This window comes from Paraburkholderia sp. 35.1, assembly GCF_050436525.1.
Lineage (GTDB): Bacteria > Pseudomonadota > Gammaproteobacteria > Burkholderiales > Burkholderiaceae > Paraburkholderia > Paraburkholderia tuberum.
The window spans coordinates 171,173-189,647 of the sequence record NZ_JBNDMJ010000003.1 but is presented as its reverse complement, the minus strand read 5'-3'; the positions used below and the strand labels follow the sequence as shown (position 1 = coordinate 189,647).

The 18,475-nt window shown below is 64.3% G+C and carries 14 protein-coding genes and 2 pseudogenes; 9 read left to right on the top strand and 7 right to left on the bottom strand.

Features of this window, described 5'->3' with window-relative positions:
• Nucleotides 1–32 precede the first annotated feature (32 nt).
• Nucleotides 33–1,127, top strand: coding sequence for a BMP family ABC transporter substrate-binding protein (locus tag OKW27_RS20890; protein WP_090800506.1), 1,095 nt, complete (start codon nt 33–35; stop codon nt 1,125–1,127).
• 109 nt (nt 1,128–1,236) lie between these two features.
• On the opposite strand, the gene OKW27_RS20885 is transcribed toward OKW27_RS20890, so the two are convergent.
• Complete coding sequence (locus tag OKW27_RS20885; protein ID WP_090800504.1) at nt 1,237–1,446, bottom strand: dodecin; 210 nt, start codon at nt 1,444–1,446, stop codon at nt 1,237–1,239.
• 448 nt (nt 1,447–1,894) lie between these two features.
• Here OKW27_RS20885 and OKW27_RS20880 point away from each other — a divergent pair.
• Both OKW27_RS20880 and OKW27_RS20875 read left to right on the top strand, forming a co-directional pair.
• Nucleotides 1,895–2,041: pseudogene (locus OKW27_RS20880) on the top strand (NAD(P)-dependent oxidoreductase); the annotation flags it as partial.
• Between the two features lie 93 nt (nt 2,042–2,134).
• Nucleotides 2,135–3,727 (top strand): ABC-F family ATPase, encoded by a 1,593-nt coding sequence (locus tag OKW27_RS20875; RefSeq protein ID WP_090800503.1) that lies wholly within the window; start codon nt 2,135–2,137, stop codon nt 3,725–3,727.
• Between the two features lie 107 nt (nt 3,728–3,834).
• Here the strand turns inward: OKW27_RS20875 and OKW27_RS20870 are convergent, their stop codons facing one another.
• Nucleotides 3,835–4,038, bottom strand: a complete 204-nt coding sequence (locus OKW27_RS20870; protein ID WP_090800501.1) for a DUF1289 domain-containing protein — start codon at nt 4,036–4,038, stop codon at nt 3,835–3,837.
• A gap of 128 nt (nt 4,039–4,166) precedes the next feature.
• Nucleotides 4,167–4,769 (bottom strand): annotated as a pseudogene (locus tag OKW27_RS20865) (divalent metal cation transporter); the annotation flags it as partial.
• Nucleotides 4,770–5,415: 646 nt separating this feature from the next.
• Between OKW27_RS20865 and OKW27_RS20860 the strand changes: the two are divergent.
• From OKW27_RS20860 to OKW27_RS20845, 4 genes are all read left to right on the top strand, one after another.
• On the top strand, nt 5,416–6,516 hold the full coding sequence (locus OKW27_RS20860; RefSeq protein ID WP_176078949.1) for a polyamine ABC transporter substrate-binding protein: 1,101 nt from the start codon (nt 5,416–5,418) through the stop codon (nt 6,514–6,516).
• A gap of 90 nt (nt 6,517–6,606) precedes the next feature.
• Nucleotides 6,607–7,773, top strand: coding sequence for an ABC transporter ATP-binding protein (locus tag OKW27_RS20855; protein WP_429334742.1), 1,167 nt, complete (start codon nt 6,607–6,609; stop codon nt 7,771–7,773).
• Nucleotides 7,770–8,702, top strand: a complete 933-nt coding sequence (locus OKW27_RS20850; RefSeq protein WP_429334741.1) for an ABC transporter permease subunit — start codon at nt 7,770–7,772, stop codon at nt 8,700–8,702. Before OKW27_RS20855 ends, OKW27_RS20850 begins: the two co-directional genes overlap by 4 nt.
• Nucleotides 8,699–9,517, top strand: a complete 819-nt coding sequence (locus OKW27_RS20845) for an ABC transporter permease subunit (protein WP_090805341.1) — start codon at nt 8,699–8,701, stop codon at nt 9,515–9,517. Before OKW27_RS20850 ends, OKW27_RS20845 begins: the two co-directional genes overlap by 4 nt.
• A 247-nt stretch (nt 9,518–9,764) precedes the next feature.
• Here the strand turns inward: OKW27_RS20845 and OKW27_RS20840 are convergent, their stop codons facing one another.
• Nucleotides 9,765–11,255 carry a flavin-containing monooxygenase gene (locus OKW27_RS20840; protein WP_429334740.1) on the bottom strand — a complete coding sequence of 497 codons (1,491 nt, stop codon included), beginning with the start codon at nt 11,253–11,255 and terminating at the stop codon, nt 9,765–9,767.
• 212 nt (nt 11,256–11,467) lie between these two features.
• Here OKW27_RS20840 and OKW27_RS20835 point away from each other — a divergent pair, with 212 nt between their 5' ends.
• Nucleotides 11,468–12,136 carry a TetR family transcriptional regulator gene (locus OKW27_RS20835; protein ID WP_429334739.1) on the top strand — a complete coding sequence of 223 codons (669 nt, stop codon included), beginning with the start codon at nt 11,468–11,470 and terminating at the stop codon, nt 12,134–12,136.
• Between the two features lie 93 nt (nt 12,137–12,229).
• On the opposite strand, the gene OKW27_RS20830 is transcribed toward OKW27_RS20835, so the two are convergent.
• The 3 genes from OKW27_RS20830 to OKW27_RS20820 form a co-directional block, all read right to left on the bottom strand.
• Entirely contained in the window at nt 12,230–13,411 is a 1,182-nt protein-coding gene (locus OKW27_RS20830; protein WP_429334738.1) for a tetratricopeptide repeat protein, read from the bottom strand.
• A 161-nt stretch (nt 13,412–13,572) separates the two neighbouring features.
• Complete coding sequence (locus tag OKW27_RS20825) at nt 13,573–14,253, bottom strand: PspA/IM30 family protein (protein ID WP_429334737.1); 681 nt, start codon at nt 14,251–14,253, stop codon at nt 13,573–13,575.
• 480 nt (nt 14,254–14,733) lie between these two features.
• Nucleotides 14,734–15,399 (bottom strand): hypothetical protein, encoded by a 666-nt coding sequence (locus OKW27_RS20820; RefSeq protein WP_429334736.1) that lies wholly within the window; start codon nt 15,397–15,399, stop codon nt 14,734–14,736.
• A 543-nt stretch (nt 15,400–15,942) separates the two neighbouring features.
• Between OKW27_RS20820 and OKW27_RS20815 the strand changes: the two genes are divergently transcribed.
• Entirely contained in the window at nt 15,943–18,444 is a 2,502-nt protein-coding gene (locus tag OKW27_RS20815; protein ID WP_429334735.1) for a penicillin-binding protein 1A, read from the top strand.
• Nucleotides 18,445–18,475: the final 31 nt, after the last annotated feature.

The following is an 18,475-nucleotide window of genomic DNA, read 5'->3' as shown; positions in this document are numbered from 1 at the left end:
AACTATTCGCTCATTACGACAGGGGAGAAAACATGAAGAGAAGAAATCTGCTGACCGCTTTCGCTTGGGGTGCGGCGTCGCTGGCGCTTGCGGCGCCGCTCGCGCAAACCGCGCAGGCCGCCGACGTGCCGGGCGTCGCGTTCGTCTATCTCGGCAATCCGGGCGATGCCGGCTGGACCTACGCGCACGACCAGGGCTCGCGGGAAGCCGAAGCGAAGTTCGGCAACAGGATCAAGATCACGCGCGTCGAGAACGTGCCGGAATCGGCCGACTCCGAGCGCGTGTTCCGCGATCTCGCGAACAAGGGCAACAAGATCATCTTCGGCACGAGCTTTGGCTACCAGGACTTCGAGCTGAAGGTCGCGAAGGACTTCCCGGACACCATCTTCCTGCACGCGACCGGCTACAAGAAGGCGCCGAACTTCGGCACCTACGACGTGCGCATGTACCAGGGCGCGTATCTGGCCGGCGTCGCCGCGGGCTACGTGACGAAGAGCAACACGCTCGGCTTCGTCGCGTCGGTGCCGATTCCGGAAGTGGTGCGCAACATCAACGCGTTCACGCTCGGCGCGCGCTCGGTGAATCCGAAGGTGCATACGAAGGTGATCTGGATCAACAGCTGGTTCGATCCGGGCAAGGAAAAGCAGGCCGCCGAAACGCTGATCGGCCAGGGCGCCGACGTGCTGCTGCAGAACACCGATTCGAGCGCGACGCTCGCGACCGCGTCGGAGAAGCACGTGCACGCGTTCGGCTGGGATTCGGACATGAAGAAGTTCGGTCCTGATGCGCATCTCGGCTCGGTGGTCGCGCACTGGGGCGTGTACTACAGCGCGGTGATCCAGCAGGTGCTCGACGGCAAGTGGACGAACGCTCCGGTGTGGTGGGGCATTCCGCAGAAGGCCGTCAACCTCGAGGACCTGAACACGTCGGCGATTCCGGCCGATGGGCAGAAGCAGGTTGCCGCGAAGCGCGACGAACTCGCGAGCGGCAAGCGCGACGTGTTCACGGGCCCGATCAAGGATCAGTCGGGCACGGTGAAGGTGCCTGCAGGCAAGACGCTGACCGATCCGGAACTGCAGCGCCTGAACTGGTACGTGGAGGGTGTCGACGGGTCGCTGCCGAAGTAAATCGGGCGGTCCGTTGTTGAAAAAAAGCTGCGTCCAGCCCCGCCTGGACGCAGCTTTTCCGTTTGCGGCTTGCGCGTGGCAACGGGCAAGCGTGTCGTGCGGTCGCCGCTCACTCCTCGATGCGCAGGCCGACCTTCAACGTTACCTGCCAGTACGCGACCTTGCCGTTCTCGATCTGGCCGCGCGTTTCCGTGACCTCGAACCAGTGCAGATTGCGCAGCGTTTCCGACGCTTTGGCAATCGCGGTGGTGATGGCGTCGTCGATCGATTTCTTCGACGAACCGGTCAGTTCGATCTTCTTGTAAACGTGTTCTGACATGAGTTCCTCCTTGGTGTGCGCCGCTGGTCAGTAAAACGCTGCTCGGAAACGTGCATGGAAAAAGTATAGGCAACGGTTCGCGCAGTCCGACGGACAGATGCGCCCTCGCCAGCGCAATCGCCTGCGCGGCGGATCAGACGCCGCCGCTCGAACCATCGATACTGCACATCGCATGCCCGGTATCGCGCGACTTCAGCGCCTGGCGCGGTCGCTATCATCTGTACGCAACATAAGCGATTCAATCTGATAGCCGACGAGGTTCGAACGTGGAAACTGGTTTTTGCGGCCCCGGCCTGATGGGCGCGCCGATGATCCGGCACCTGCTGCGCCGCGCCGCATGCGCTGGATCGTCGATCATTCGAGCATTGCGCCGGCCGCGACGCGCGCGCTGGCGCGGCGGGTGGCGGATTTCGGCGAGGCGGGCGGGGGGCGGACGGCGCGGCGGGGGAGCGCCTACGAGGCCGGCACGCCGATGCCGGTCGCGTCGACGGTCCAGCAATTGCTGCGACTGGGTGCCGCGATGGGGCTCGCCGACGCGGATTTTTCGGCCTTCATCGACATTCTGCAGACGCCGCGCGGTGGCTCGAGCGGGTGACGCGGGCCGCGCCGGAACAACTGTCCGGTTGAAATCTCCAAACCTGCTAAAATATTAGGTTTTTCGCCGATATCACATTCAAAGGGACGCGCTGTGCTGTCTACTGCCAATATCACCATGCAATTCGGGCCGAAGCCCCTCTTCGAGAACATTTCGGTCAAATTTGGGGGAGGGAATCGCTATGGCCTGATCGGTGCGAACGGCTGCGGTAAATCCACCTTCATGAAGATTCTCGGCTCGGATCTCGAGCCCAGCTCGGGCAACGTGATGCTCGAGCCGAACGTGCGTCTGGGCAAGCTGCGCCAGGACCAGTTCGCGTACGAAGACGTGCGCGTGCTCGACGTCGTGATGATGGGCCACGCAGAAATGTGGGCCGCGATGACCGAGCGCGACGCGATCTACGCAAACCCCGACGCGACCGACGACGACTACATGCACGCGGCCGAGCTCGAAGCGAAGTTCGCCGAGTACGACGGCTACACGGCCGAAGCGCGCGCGGGCGAGCTGCTGCTCGGCATCGGCATCGCGATCGAAGACCACAACGGCCCGATGAGCAACGTGGCGCCCGGCTGGAAGCTGCGCGTGCTGCTCGCGCAGGCGCTGTTCTCGAAGCCGGACGTGCTGCTGCTGGATGAGCCGACCAACAACCTCGACATCAACTCGATCCGTTGGCTGGAAGATGTTCTCAACCAGTACAACTCGACGATGATCATCATCTCGCACGACCGGCACTTCCTGAACCAGGTCTGCACGCACATGGCCGACATGGACTACGGCACGCTGAAGGTCTATCCGGGCAACTACGACGACTACATGCTAGCCAGCACGCAGGCGCGCGAGCGTCAGCAGGCCGCCAACGCGAAGGCGAAGGAGCGCGTGGCCGATCTGCAGGACTTCGTGCGCCGCTTCTCGGCGAACAAGTCGAAGGCGCGCCAGGCCACCAGCCGTCTGAAGATGATCGACAAGATCAAGATCGAGGAATTCAAGCCGTCGTCGCGGCAGAACCCGTTCATCCGCTTCGAGTTCGAGAAGAAGCTGCACAACATCGCGGTGGTCGCCGACAGCATCTCCAAGAAATACGAGCGCTCGATCTTCAATAACTTCAGCATCAGCGTGCAGCCGGGCGAGCGCATCGCGATCATCGGCGAGAACGGCGCGGGCAAGACCACGCTGCTGCGCTCGCTGCTCGGCAATCTGCAACTCGACCACGGCACGGTGAAGTGGGCGGAAAACGCCAACGTCGGCTACATGCCGCAAGACACGTACGAAGAGTTTCCCGGCGACGTCACGCTGATGGACTGGATCGACCAGTACCGCAAGGAAGGCGATGACGAGCAGATGGTGCGCGGCACGCTCGGCCGGCTGCTGTTCAATGCGGACGACATCCGCAAGTCGGTCAAGGTGCTGTCGGGCGGCGAGAAGGGCCGCATGATCTGGGGCAAGCTGATGCTGGGCCGCCACAACGTGCTGCTGATGGACGAGCCGACCAACCACATGGATATGGAGTCGATCGAGTCGCTGCAGATCGCGCTCGACAAGTTCGACGGCACGCTGATTTTCGTCTCCCACGACCGCGAGTTCGTGAGCGGCCTCGCGAACCGGATCATCGAAGTGAAGACCAATGGCACGCTGAACGACTTTGGCGGTAACTACGAGGACTTCCTGACGAGTCAGGGCGTGCAATAAGCGCTTCGGTTCACGCTGATCGAATCGCGTCACAGCAAAAAGCCCGCTTCGTCGAAGCGGGCTTTTTTTATGGTCGCGTCAACGTGCGATGCGCGCAACGAACACCCTCACACCTTGTCGTTCTGAAACCGCATCGCCGTGCCTTCCCGTTCGATCCGAGTCCAGATCGCGCGCTTTTCCTCGTCGCTCAGAAACACCCAGTTCGACACTTCGGTGGCGGTGCGGCCGCAGCCTTTACAGACCTCGTCGAAGAGCGTGGAGCAGACGCCGATGCACGGGCTGTCGGGAAGATCGTGGAGATTCGAAGTCATCGGAAACCTTGAGGCGGGGAGGCGAAGTCCCGCTATGTTAACCGATCCGATGCGCGCCGCGCGCCTTGCATGCGTCGCTCAGCGTCGTGCGAACTTCATGTCAATTGCGCTGACCTTTGCGTCTGCGATCACGCCGAAGTCGCCAGTTGCCACATCAGCGCGCCATTGAGCGCAATGATGAACGCCGCCGACAGCCATGACAGCACGAGCGGCACGCCGTGCACGCGCCAGCCGCGCATCAGCGCCGCATCGGACGCGCAGCGGATCAGCGGCACGACCGCGAGCGGCAATTGCAAGCTCAGCACGACCTGGCTCGCGACCAGCAACTGATTCGAGCCATGCTGACCGAACACGCCTACCGCGAGCAGGGCCGGCCCGATCGCGAGCGCACGCGTGAGCAGCGCGCGTTTCCAGCGCGGTAACCGCAGCCGCAGGAAGCCCTCCATCACCGGCTGACCGGCCAGCGTGCCGGTGACGGTCGCGCTGAGTCCGCACGCGAGCAGCGCCGTCGCGAACAGGATGCCGGCCCAGCGGCTGCCGACGAGCGGCGCGATCAGCCGATGCGCATCGGCCAGATCGGTCACGCCGCGATGACCGCTGGCATAGAACACGGCCGCCGCGACGATCAGCAGCGCCGCGTTGATCACGAACGCGAACGCAAGCGAGCCGAAAGCATCGAGATTGACGACGTGCAGCGCGGCTTTGATCTGCGCGTCGCTGCCAGGTCGCGCCCGCGATCAGCGCGCCGGCGCCGAGGAACGAGAACCAGTGCGCGGGACGCATCGGCTCGCCCGGCAGGCGCCGGCGCCGGTCTGGACGCATCGCGAAAGGATTGGTGTTGATCGTGCCAGAGCTTGTGGGAAACGCATCCTGTTGCAAGTCACATGCCCATCGCACGCGCGCAGCGGCGGGCCGGCCATCGCGCGACGACGTCGCGCAATACGCATCAAAAGATCATGATAGGAGCATTCGAGCCGTCGTGGCGGCGCCGCGGCGCATGAAAGGCGCGCCGGACGCCGACGCGGCTCTGCACCGGCAAGCACCGTCCGGCACTCGCGCGCGCCAGAGCGGCGCACCGCCCAGGTGCGAGCCAACGCCGAGCTGACAACCAGATAACAGCGACGCGATGAAACCCTCGCAGCCTGTGCCCAGCGCGGATAAAGCGCGGCCGACGTCCGCGTATTTTTCGGTAGACACGGGCCGATAACCCGTTAAAATTTCGCCCATTTTGCAAGGGTGCGGCCAGAGCCTGTACCGTTTGCGCGACAGCTCCGGGTTTTTTTTTGTGTGGGCAATAATTGGTGGTAGTTTTCGGGGTTTTCAGGGGACCGTGCGGGCGACGGCGCGGCTTGAGTGACGAGAGGATCGGAGAACGGGATGAACAAGCGGATAGTGGGGCATATGGCGGCGCTGATCTTGTGCGCGGCGCCGTGGTTGACGGCCGCTGCGAAGGATACGCAGCTCAACGTGTATAACTGGTCCGACTACATCGCGAAGGACACGATACCGAACTTCACCAAACAGACCGGCATCCAGGTCAAGTACGACAACTACGACAGCGACGACACGCTGCAGGCGAAGCTGCTCGCCGGCAATTCGGGCTACGACATCGTCGTGCCGACCAGCAACTACGCGGGCAAGCAGATCGCCGCGGGCATCTTCGAGCCGCTCGACAAATCGAAGCTGCCGAACCTGAAGTACCTCGACCCGTCGCTGATGGCGCTCGTCGCCGGCGCCGATCCGGGCAACAAGTACGTGGTGCCCTGGGCGTACGGCACGACCGGCCTCGGCTACAACGTGACGAAGGTCCAGCAGATCCTCGGCAAGGACGCGCCGCTCGATAGCTGGGACATCCTGTTCAAGCCGGAATACATCTCGAAGCTGAAGGCCTGCGGCGTGTCGGTGCTCGACGCGCCGGACCAGATGTTCGCAGCCGCGCTGCACTACATAGGCAAAGACCCGATGAGCACGAACCCGGCCGACTACCGCGCCGCGCTCGCGATGCTGAAAAAGATCCGCCCGTACATCACGCAGTTCAACTCGTCGGGCTACATCAACGACCTCGTCGGCGGCGACATCTGCTTCGCGTACGGCTGGTCGGGCGACGTCGTGATCGCCAAGCATCGCGCGATCGAGGCGAAGAAGCCGTACAAGATCGAGTACTTCGTGCCGAAGGGCGGCGCGCCGGTGTGGTTCGACGTGATGGCGATTCCGAAGGATGCGAAGCACAAGGAAGCCGCGCTCGAGTGGATCAACTACATCGAGACGCCGCAGGTGAACGCCGCGATCACCAACGCCGTGTACTACCCGAGCGTCAATATGGCAGCGCGCAAGTACGTGGACAAGGACGTCGCGAACGATCCGGCCGTGTACCCGTCGCCGGAAACCATCAAGACGCTGTTCCTGTTGAAACCGCTGCCGCAGGAAATCCAGCGGCTGCAAACGCGGCTGTGGACCGAGTTCAAGTCCGGCCGCTAAGCGCGACAACAAACAGATAAGCAGCCTATGAAGCCCTCGGTGTTCACCGGGGGCTTTGTTCGTCAAACGCCGGAGTGAAGCAGCATTATGATGAGTATTGACCAGCCGGGCGCGCTGGCCGCGACGGCCGTGCCGTCGACGGGCTTGAACGCCGTGACGGGCGACGCAGCGGAGCAGTTCATCCAGATCGTCGATGTCGTGAAGAAGTTCGGCGAGACCGTCGCGGTCAAAGGGGTCAATCTGACGGTGAAGAAGGGCGAGCTGTTCGCGCTGCTCGGCAGCTCGGGCTGCGGCAAGTCGACGTTGCTGCGCATGATGGCCGGGCTCGAAACCGTGACGTCGGGCAAGATCCTGATCGATGGCGAAGACCTCGCGCAACTGCCGCCGTATCGCCGGCCGGTCAACATGATGTTCCAGTCGTACGCGCTCTTTCCGCACATGACGGTCGAGGCGAACGTGGCGTTCGGCCTCAAGCAGGAAGGCGTGCCGAAGGCCGAGCTGAAAGACCGCCTGCACAACGCGCTCGAACTCGTGCAGATGGGCCGCTTCGCGAAGCGCAAGCCGCATCAGCTGTCGGGCGGGCAGCAGCAGCGCGTTGCGCTCGCGCGCTCGCTCGTCAAGCGGCCGAAGCTGCTGCTGCTCGACGAGCCGATGTCGGCGCTCGACAAGCAGATCCGCCAGCGCACGCAGATCGAGCTCGTCAACATTCTCGACCAGGTCGGCGTCACCTGCATGATGGTCACGCACGATCAGGAGGAAGCGATGACGATGGCCAACCGCCTCGCCGTGATGAGCGAAGGCCAGATCGTGCAGCTCGGCACGCCGCATGAAGTCTACGAGTACCCGAACAGCCGTTTCTCGGCGGAGTTCATCGGCTCGACCAATCTGTTCGAAGGCCATACGGTCGAGGACGAGCCCGATCACGTGTTCATCGAAACGCCGGATCTCACGTGCCATTTGCACGTCAATCACGGCATCACCGGTCCGCTCGGCATGCCGGTGACGATCTCGGTGCGCCCCGAACGCATCGCCCTCACGCGTAAGCCGCCGGAGGGCGCCTACAACTGGGGCAGGGGCGTCGTCACGAATATCGCGTACATGGGCGGCTATTCGCTGTATCACGTGAAGCTCGACGGCGGCAAGACCGTGATCGCGAACGTGACGAGCCTGGCGCTCACCGAAATCGATCCGCCATCCTGGGGCGACGAAGTCTACGTGCGCTGGAGCGCATCGGCCGGCGTGGTGCTGACGTCATGAGAGAGGCGCTTTCGTCGTTTTTCGCGTGGCCCGTGCGGCGTCTGAAGTTCAGGGGACGCACCGCGGTGGTGGCGGGGCCGTTCATCTGGCTGCTGCTGTTCTTCCTCGTGCCGTTCCTGCTGGTCGTGAAGATCAGCTTCGCCGATTCGCAGCTCGGCATTCCGCCGTACACGCAGCTCGTCACCTTCGCGGAAGGCGCGCTGCACATCACGCTGGATCTGTCGCACTACGCGTTTCTGTTGACCGACAGCCTGTACTTCGCGACCTATGTGAATTCGGTCGTGGTCGCGGCGATTTCGACCGTGCTGTGTCTGCTGATCGGCTATCCGATGGCGTACTACATCGCGCGCTCCAATCCGGCCACCCGCAATCTGCTGATGATGGCCGTGATGCTGCCATTCTGGACCTCGTTCCTGATCCGCGTGTACGCATGGATCGGCATTCTGAAGAACAACGGGCTGCTGAATAACTTCCTGATGTCGGTCGGCCTGATCCATTCGCCGATCGAGCTGTATCACACGAACACGGCGGTCTATATCGGCATGGTCTATTCGTACCTGCCGTTTCTCGTGATGCCGCTGTACGCGCATCTCGTGAAAATGGACCTGACCTTGCTGGAAGCCGCCTACGACCTCGGCGCGAAGCCGTGGAAGGCGTTCTGGCAGATCACGCTGCCGCTGTCGAAGAACGGCATCATCGCCGGCTGTCTGCTGGTGTTCATTCCGGCGGTCGGCGAGTACGTGATTCCCGAGCTGCTCGGCGGCGCGAACACGCTGATGATCGGCCGCGTGATGTGGAATGAGTTCTTCGACAACGCCGACTGGCCGATGGCGTCCGCCGTCACATGCGCGATGGTGTTGCTGCTGCTGGTGCCGATGGCGCTGTTCCAGCATGCCCAGGCGAAGGCATTGGAGGAGGGCCGCCAATGAAGCCGAATCGCATGCTGCAGCTGATCGCTCTGGGCATCGGCTTTCTGTTTCTGTATATCCCGATCGTCAGCCTCGTCGTGTATTCGTTCAACGAATCGCAACTGGTGACGGTGTGGACGCGCTTCTCGACGCGCTGGTACGCGGCGCTGTTGCAGGACGGCGAGCTGATCACGTCGGCGTGGCTGTCGCTGCGTATCGGCCTGCTCACGGCATTCGCGTCGGTGATCATCGGCACGTGGGCCGGCTTCGTGCTCGCGCGCATGGGGCGCTTTCGCGGCTTCACGCTGTACACCGGCATGATCAACGCGCCGCTGGTGATCCCCGAAGTGATTCAGGGCATCTCGCTGTTGCTGCTGTTCATCGAAATGGCGCGCTGGATCGGCTGGCCGGCCGAACGCGGCATCTTCACGATCTGGATCGGTCACGTGATGCTGTGTATTTCGTACGTCGCGATCATCGTGCAATCGCGCGTGCGCGAACTGCATCCGTCGCTCGAGGAAGCCGCGCTCGACCTCGGCGCGACACCGCTGCGCGTGTTCTTCTTCGTCACGCTGCCGCTGATTTCACAGGCGCTGGTGTCGGGCTGGCTGCTGTCGTTCACGCTGTCGATCGACGACCTCGTGCTGTCCGCGTTCCTGTCGGGTCCCGGCTCGACGACCTTGCCGCTCGTCGTGTTCTCGCGCGTGCGACTTGGTCTGAATCCGGAGATGAATGCGCTCGCGACGCTGTTCATCGCGGTCGTCACGGTCGGCGTCGTCGCGGCGAACTTCTTCATGCAGCGCGCGGAGCGCAGGCGGGCCGTGATGGCGGTTTGAGCTTGCGCGACGCGCGGGCATCGCGCGCCACGCGTGATCGAACTGGAAATCGCGGCCCTCACTTCTTCTGACGATAGCGATGATCGAGTCCCTTCTGCGCGTGCTGGACTGGCAGCCGCTCTATCGGCTGTGGGAACTGATCGTGATCATCGCGAAGTTCCTGTGGGAGCTGTTGCAGTTGCTGAGCGGTGGCGGGTAACGAATGCGCCGGCCCATGCCCGCGGCGCCGGATTGCCATTGTGCGGACTCAACGCGCGAAGCGGTAATCCTGCGGCCGCACGCGGCGCGTACGCTTGCGAAAGCTGAACGTGAAGCCGGGCCAGATCGCGGTGACTTTGCCGCTCTGCGTTTGATACCAGCTGTGGCAGCCGCTCGTCCACACTGCGTGCCGCATCTCCTGTTGCAAACGCGCGTTGAAATCGCGCTGCACGTCGGCGCGCAAGGTCATCGTGCGCGCATTCTGTTTGCGCAGCACGCGCAGGCAATCGCCGATATATCGCAGTTGCGACTCGATCATGTAGATCATCGAGTTATGGCCGAGCCCCGTGTTCGGGCCGACGATCATGAAGAAGTTCGGGAAGTTCGCGATGCTCGTGCCGAGATAGGCCTCGGGGCCATCGCGCAGCCATAGCGTGCTGAGGTCGGTGCCGTCGAGGCCGGTCACTTCGAACGGCGCGGGCACGTCGTTGACCTGGAAGCCGGTGCCGCAGATGATCGCGTCCGCGTGGTGGTGCACGCCGTCGTCGGTCACGATGCCATCCGCGACGATCTCGCGGATACCGCTCGTCACGACGTCGACGTTCGGCTGACAGACGGCCGGGTAATAGTCGCTCGACAGCAGCACGCGCTTGCAGCCGAGCCGGTAGTTCGGCGTGAGCTTCGCGCGCAGCGCCGGGTCCTTGACGCGTCGCTGCAGATAGCTGAGGCCGAACTTCATCGGCATCTTCATCAGCTTCGGATTGACGACGAACGCGATCCCACGCGACTCGAGCTGCCAATAGATCGCGCTGCGAACGAAGCGCTGCGTGAACGGCAGCGTACGGAACAGCCATTGCGCGCGCAGGCCGATCGGCTTGTCGCGCTTCGGCATCACCCACGGCGCGGTGCGCTGGAACAGAGCCAGATGCGCGACGCGCGGCTGGATTTTCGGCACGAACTGGATCGCGCTCGCGCCGGTGCCGATTACCGCGACGCGTTTGCCGTCGAGCGGATAGGCGTGATCCCAGCGCGCCGAATGGAACAGCTTGCCCTCGAAACGTTCGATGCCGGCGATGCGCGGCAGCGCGGGACGCGACAGCGGACCGTTCGCGGCGATCAGCACGTCGGCCTCGACGATTTCGCGCGCGCCGTTCGTATCGAGCTCGACGAGCCAGATCTGCCGCGCTTCGTCGAAGCGCGCGGCGCTCACTTTCGCATTGCAACGCACGTAGCGATCGACGCCGTACTTGCGCGCGCAGTGCTGCAGATACGCGAGAATTTCGGCCTGGCTGCTGAACGAGCGCGACCACGCCGGATTCGCCTCGAACGAAAACGAATAGAGATGCGAGGGGACATCGCAGGCCGCACCGGGGTAGGTATTGTCACGCCACGTGCCGCCGATGCCGCTCGCGGCCTCATAGACCGCAAACGACGTGATGCCCATTTGCTGCAGACGGATGGCCATGCCGATGCCGGCAAAGCCACTGCCGACGATCGCAATGCTCAGCGCGGTGGATGAAGCGGAAGGGGCAGGCGTCACGGCGGTCTCCGGCACGGGGCGAAAGCGGCGGGTGAAACGATAGCGGCTATGGCGCGCTGGACTCGCGCGGCGCGACGGGCAGGGGCGAAATCGCGCGTCTACAGCTGTCTACACACGGCTTAACGCGCAGGGTAGACAACTGTACACATCGCGTCAAGATCGTTTAGAGTGCAGCTATTAAACGCGCATACCGCGCGACGATTGAACGCACGATGACGACCGTCCCCGACGCAGCGTCCGTCGCCGGCCCGGAGTTGCCGCCCGGCAAGCGCAAGCTGATCGAGGCCGCGCTGCGGTTGACCGCCGGCGGCCGCAGTTTCGCGAGCCTCGGCTTGCGCGAGCTCGCACGCGAGGCGGGGCTCAATCCGAACACGTTCTACCGCCATTTCAGCGCGCTCGACGAGCTTGCGCACGAAGCCGTCGCCTCGGTGAGCCGACGGCTTCGGCCGATGCTGCGGCGCGAGCGCTGGCTCGCCGCGCACGACGAACCGCACAGCGTGCCGCGGCGCGCGTGCGTCGCGTTTTTTGCGTTCGCGCTCGCGAACCGCGAGGCGTTCCTGAGCGCGCTGGCCGAATACCACGGCACGTCGCCGGCTTTGCGCGAAGCGGTGCGCGCGAACCTGCACGAGGTGTCGGCGGAGATGGCGGACGACGTCGTGCAGCTCGAATTGATGCCGCGACTCGCGCGCGAGACCGTCGACGAGGTCTGCACGCAGATCGTGCTGCAACTGTTTCATCTATCCGCTGAATACATCGATGCGAACGCCGCGCGCCGCGACGCATTGATCGATTACGCGGAACGTTTCATCGTGCGGCTGTTTGCGGGGGCGGTCGTGCTCGCGCAGCACGAGGGTAGCCAGGCGGAGTCGGCGCGGGCCTGACCTGAACGAAGGCGGCACACAAAACCGGCAGGCAAAAAACAGGCTCCGCGAAGGAGCCTGTCTTTTCATTCGACGCGGATCGATCGGGTTCGATCAGGTATCGGTCCAACCGCCGGAATCGTCGTTGCTGCCCATGTCGATGCCGCCGCTGCCGTCATCGTTCCAGTCGTTCGAACCCTGACCGAAGTCGACGCCGCCGCCGTTTCCGCCGTCGTTGCCGCGCTGGCGCAGTTCGTCGGGGTCGACGACCACGTCGCGCTCGACTACGCGGTCACGCCCGTGACTGAGCGCCTCGCCAAGCAGCACGCCGGTCAGCAGACCGCCCATGCCGCCACCCATGCCACCGCCTTGCTGCACGATGACCTGCGGCTGCTGCTGATAGGGACCCTGTTGCGGATAAGGCGGTTGCGGGTTGCCGAAGCGCTCGGCTTCCTGCGCGTACGTCGATTGCTGAGCGCTGCCCACGGACGCGGCGGTCGGATCGGGCCGGCCGTCGGCGCGAGCGCGCAGGCTCGCGATGCGCTGCTCGAACTCGTCGAGTGCATAGGGCGGCAGCGGATTCTTGCCGTTCGACAGCGTTTCGACGGCGCCGCGCAACTGTTCTTCGGTCGCTTCGACGTCTTTCTCGAGCAACTCGTGACCCGGCGCGGCGGACAGCTTCACGTCGAGCTTGATCGACCGCACCGTGTTGAGCATGTCGGTGGCGCGCTTCAATTGCGCGCGGCGGTCCTCGTCGGCGCGCGTGTCCTCCTGGCTGCGCGCGCGGCGCAAGGTCCAGCGCAGCACGAGCGCGATCACCGCGATCAGAACAATGATACCGATCCACATACCCACCCCCGGACCATGCCGTTGTTGCGCTTGCGACATCATCGCCGACTGTTGCTGCACAGCAGGCGCATTCTGCTGCGCGAACGGATTCGCGGCGTGACGGGTGACGTTGCCGCCCGCGCGTTCCGCGTCGCGGCGCAGGCGCGCTTCGGTTTGCGCGAAGCGGCTCGGGTCGGTGAAGCGGACCTGCGGATCGAGCGTCTTTGCCTGTTGGAGCTGCGCGAGCGCGTCGGCGGAACGGCCTTCGCGATCGAGCACCTGGGCGTACAGATAGTGCGCGTGTGCGTTGTTCGGATGCGCTTGCAACACTTCGGTGAGGCCGGCGTCGGCCTGCTGCCAGTTGCCCTGCGACATCGCCGATTCGATTTGCTGGGCGGTCGGCACCGCGAACGCCGCGGCCGACACGAGCAGCAGCGAAGCGAAGGCGGTTGCGAAAAGTTTTTTCATTTGCGGACCGGGCGGGGCGCGCCCGTCTCCATCAGTCGATTGCGGTGGCTGCCTGTGGCGGCCGGTATGCCGGTGCGTTCAGAAGCGAGCGCGCCGGCATGTACTGCTACTGCTGTCATTGCTGCGTGTACTTGCTGCGAGGAAGTACACGCATCCAGCATTTACTGCGCCGGCGTATTGAGCTGCTTCTTCAGCGCTTCGAGCCGATCGTCGACGGACGGGCCGCGGTTCAGATCCGCGAGCTTGTCGTCGAGCGCCTTGCCGCTTTTTTCGTCGGCGGAGTTCAGACGTGCGTCGGAACGCGCGTTCGACAGCGCGACTTTATCTTCGAGCTTCTGGAAATCCTCGGACAGGTTCTTGCCGCCGATGCCGCCGAGTGCGGTGGCCGCGGTATCTTTCGCCTGCGCGATCTGCTGCTTGGCTTGCAGGATGTTCGAGCGCGCGTTCAGGTCGTTGCGGCGCGTGCGCATGTCCTCGATCTGGCTCTTCAGTTGCGCGACCGACGGCTCCAACGAAGTCAGTTCTTTGGTCAGCGCATCGCGTTCGGCTTCGGCCGTGGCCTGCGCGCCGAGCGCTTCACGCGCGAGCCCTTCGTCGCCGGACTGCAGCGCACGGCGAGCACCGTCTTCATACTTCTTCGCCTTGTCCGCGGCAACATCGCGCTTGCTTTGCTGGGTGGCGACCTGCGCCTGAATCTCGATCAGCGAGTTTTCGGCCTTGCCGATGCTGTCGTCGAGTTCGCGCACGATCTGGCGCGAGTCGCGCGACGGATCCTGCACCGAGTCGGCCGCATCGTTCAAAAGACCTTTGAGCGTGCGCGAAATGCTGTCAAAAAGCGACATGAAAAACCTCCAGAGAATGTGAGCGGCGCCGACGATGCGTGCGCGCCTGACTGCCTTGAACTACTGCTACTTTACGCCGCCGTGCGCCATGCTGCGCAACGTTCGGACCGGAGTTCGGGGCGCACTTGCCAATTGCAATAGCGCGGTCCGTTTTGGTTGAGGCGCAATGCCGGTTGAGGATTGCCTCGATGATGGAAAGCCGCGATGGGCATGGACTTGACGGCGGATCATGGACTTGACGGCGGATATTACACCACCGGCTGTCTTAAAGACGGCTTAATCGATGCGGCTTCCCGAAGGCTCGAACGATGCGCGAAAAGCCGCTGTTTGCGGGTGTGGGCGGGCGTTACCGAGCGGCGTTTCACGCAGGTGTCACTGATGTAACGATATGCAACGGGGACCCGTTGCGTACGCTCGCCTGCATCGCTCGGATGCAGTGATTTCGGCTCGGTGCGCAGTAATTTTCCGTCACGCCTTGCGTCACGCGAAACGGCCGCCTTCGGCGCTCGGGTCGCTGTGCGGTTCGTCGTCGTCGGAGTCCTGGTCGTTGGGACGGCGCTTGAGTGAGTTGCGCAGACGCGCCGACGTGCCGGGCAGCCGTTTCGACGCGGCGTTGTCGATTGCGTCCGCTTCGGCGTTTTCCGCGTTTTCGGCGGCTCGTGCTGCCGTCAGACGCGCGACGGCTTCGGCGGTGGCCGCGGCCTGTTCGTCCTGCTCGGCGGCGAGCGCGGCGGCGACGCCCGCGGGAAGCAGCGGGGCGGGGGCATCCACAGCGTCGGTCACGGGAGCGGGGCGACCGGCTTGCTGCATCGAGGGCGAAGCCACGGCATCGGCCGCGCCGGCAGCCGCCGGCGCCGCCGCGTCTTTCTCATCCGCTTGCAGCGCTACCGGCAGCGCGGCGCGCGCATAGCGCGTACCGCGCGCGACGCGCTGCAGCGCCGCGTTCAGCGGATCGGGCGCGCGCGGCGCGCGCAGCCGGTCGACGATGCTCGCGGCCTTGACCTGTTCGCTGGTCGCGCCGAAGCTCAGCACCGCGCGCCGCATCAGTTCACTCACGCTGATGCCCAGATCCTCGGCAGTCGCGGTGATCGCACGTTTCTGCGCGGTCGTGACGAATACGACGATGCGCTCACTGGGCTTGGACATGATCGACTCGCAGTCTCGTTAGCATGGGCGGATCGGCGCGTGCCTCCGGATACGGTGTCGGAACCCGTCATCGGAACTGCCGTTGGATCCCGCCGTTGGGGTCCCCGTCGCGCGCATCGAGGGACGCGCGCGGGGTTCATCATATGACGAGTTGCGCCGCCACGGAACAAGCGCGGTGCGAAAATCCCGTGACATCAACGAGTTGTAGTGTTTGCGGCCGGTTTGTCCACAGCCCTTTCAACAGAAAATGTTGATAACCCCGCATAAGCTGCGCGTCGCGCGCTGCGCGAAATTACAGACCCTTACTAGGAAAAGGCGGCCGGCAAAGGGAATTCTTACAAAAAAACTGCCTTGGACCGCTGCCGATTTCTTTAAAATGCGCTGTTACGTTGCGCCGGACATGGTCCGAGGCGTGCCGTGCGGCCGGCCGGGGGCAAGGTCCGCAGGGCGGCGTACGTCCCGGCCAGGATGTCGAACACGACCCATGCGCGCGCCGCGAGCGCGTGCAGACAGGCGCGCAGTTGCGGGCCCATTATTCCAGTCATGCCAATCATCAAACGACCGCATTCCTCGAACTCTCCGGCCGGTGAAGACCGGGACTCCCGCCAACGCACCCCCGGACGCAATGCCGCCTCGCGCGAGCCCGAGCGCGGCCGTCGTTCGATCGGCGCGTCGCTCGTGCTGTGGTTCTTCGGCCTGATCGCGACCGTCGTCGTGGTCGGGGCGCTGATCGTCGGCTATGCGCTCGTCGTGATGGGGCCGCAATTGCCGTCGCTCGACGCGCTGACCGACTATCGCCCGAAAGTGCCGCTGCGCGTCTACACCGCCGATCACGTGCTGATCGGCGAATTCGGCGAGGAGCGGCGCAGCCTCGTGCGCTTCCAGGACATCCCCGACCAGATGAAAAAAGCGGTGCTCGCGATCGAGGACTACCGCTTTTACGAACACGGCGGCGTCGACTTCGTCGGCATCCTGCGCGCCGGTTTCGCCGACCTTGCGCATGGCGGCGCGTCGCAGGGCGCGAGCACGATCACGATGCAGGTCGCGCGCAACTTCTTCCTCTCCAGCGAGAAGACGTACACGCGCAAGATCTACGAGATGCTGCTCGCGTACAAGATCGAGCGCGCGTTGACGAAAGACCAGATCCTCGAGCTGTACATGAACCAGATCTATCTGGGCGAGCGCGCGTACGGCTTCGCCGCGGCCGCGCGCGTGTACTTCGGCAAGGACCTGAAGGACCTCACGCTGGCGCAGGCCGCGATGCTCGCGGGTCTGCCGAAGGCGCCGTCCGCGTATAACCCGGTCGTCAATCCGAAGCGCGCGAAGATCCGTCAGGAGTACATCCTGCGACGCATGCTCGAGCTGAACTACATCACGCAGCAGCAGTACGACCAGGCCGTGAAGGAAGAGATTCACACGAAGAATCCGGGCAACGAGTACAGCGTGCACGCCGAGTACGTCGCCGAAATGGTGCGGCAGATGATGTACGCGCAGTACAAGGACGAAACCTATACGCGCGGCCTGAACGTGACCACCACGATCGATTCCGCCGATCAGGACGCCGCGTATCGCGCGGTGCGCAAGGGCGTGATGGACTACGAGCGGCGCCACGGCTATCGCGGACCGGAAGGCTTCGTGCAGTTGCCCGAGGCGGGCGACGACCGCGACCAGACGATCGACGACGCGCTGACCGATCACCCGGACAACGGCGAGATCATCGCCGGCGTGGTGACGGACGCGAGCCCGAAGCAGGTGGCCGCGCAACTGGTCGACGGCACCCAGGTGACGGTGTCGGGCGACGGCCTGCGCTTCGTCGCCGCGGCGCTGAGCCCGCGCGCGAACGCGACGCTGCGCATCAAGCCGGGTTCGATCGTGCGCCTCGTCGCCGACGACAAGGGCAACTGGCAGATCACGCAGCTGCCGCAGGTCGAGGGCGCGCTCGTGTCGCTGACGCCGCAGGACGGCGCGATCCGCGCGCTGATCGGCGGTTTCGACTTCAACAAGAACAAGTTCAACCATGTAACGCAAGCATGGCGGCAGCCGGGTTCGAGCTTCAAGCCGTTCATCTATTCGGCGGCGCTCGACAAGGGGCTCGCACCGGCGACGATCATCAACGACGCGCCGCTGTACTTCCCGCCGAGCACGCCGGGCGGCGACGCGTGGGAGCCGAAGGACGACGACCAGCCTGATGGTCCGATGTCGATGCGCCTCGCGCTGCAGAAGTCGAAGAACCTCGTGTCGATCCGCATCCTGTCGTTCATCGGCACCAAATACGCGCAGGACTTCGTTACGCAGCGCTTTGGCTTCGACGCCGACAAGACCCCGCCGTACCTGCCGATGGCGCTGGGCGCGGGCCTCGTCACGCCGCTGCAGTCGGCGGGCGCGTACTCGGTGTTCGCGAACGGCGGCTACCGGATCAATCCGTATCTGATCAACGAAGTGACTGACGCGCGTGGCGTGGCGATCTCGCGCGCGCAGCCGCTCGTCGCTGGGCACGACGCGCCGCGCACGCTCGAGCCGCGTAACGCATACATCATGAACAGCCTGTTGCACTCGGTGGCGACCGCGGGTACGGGCGCGGGCACCAACGTGTTGAAGCGCTCGGACCTGCAGGGCAAGACCGGTACGACCAACGACGCGAAGGACGGCTGGTTCGCCGGCTATCAGCAGTCGCTGGTGGCGGTCGCGTGGATGGGCTACGACCAGCCGAAGAGTCTCGGCAGCCGCGAATTCGGCGCGCAGCTCGCGCTGCCGATCTGGGTCGAGTACATGCAGCGCGCGCTGCGCGGTGTGCCACAGGCCGAGCCGCAGCAACCCGACGGTGTGACGGTGATGAACGGCGAGCTGTTCTTTACCGACAAGTTGCCGGGGCAAGGCTTCGTCGCGAGCATCGGTCTCGATTCGGGCAATCCGATGGCCGGCGCGACCGATGCGGTGGGCGGGGTCGGCCCGGCGGGCATGACGCCGCCGGTGGTGCCGCCGCCGAGCGTGTCGACGACCGAGAAGAAGCAGATTATGGATCTGTTCGAGTCGAACAAGCCTTGATGTCTCGGATGGCGGGTGCGCGGTGGGCCAC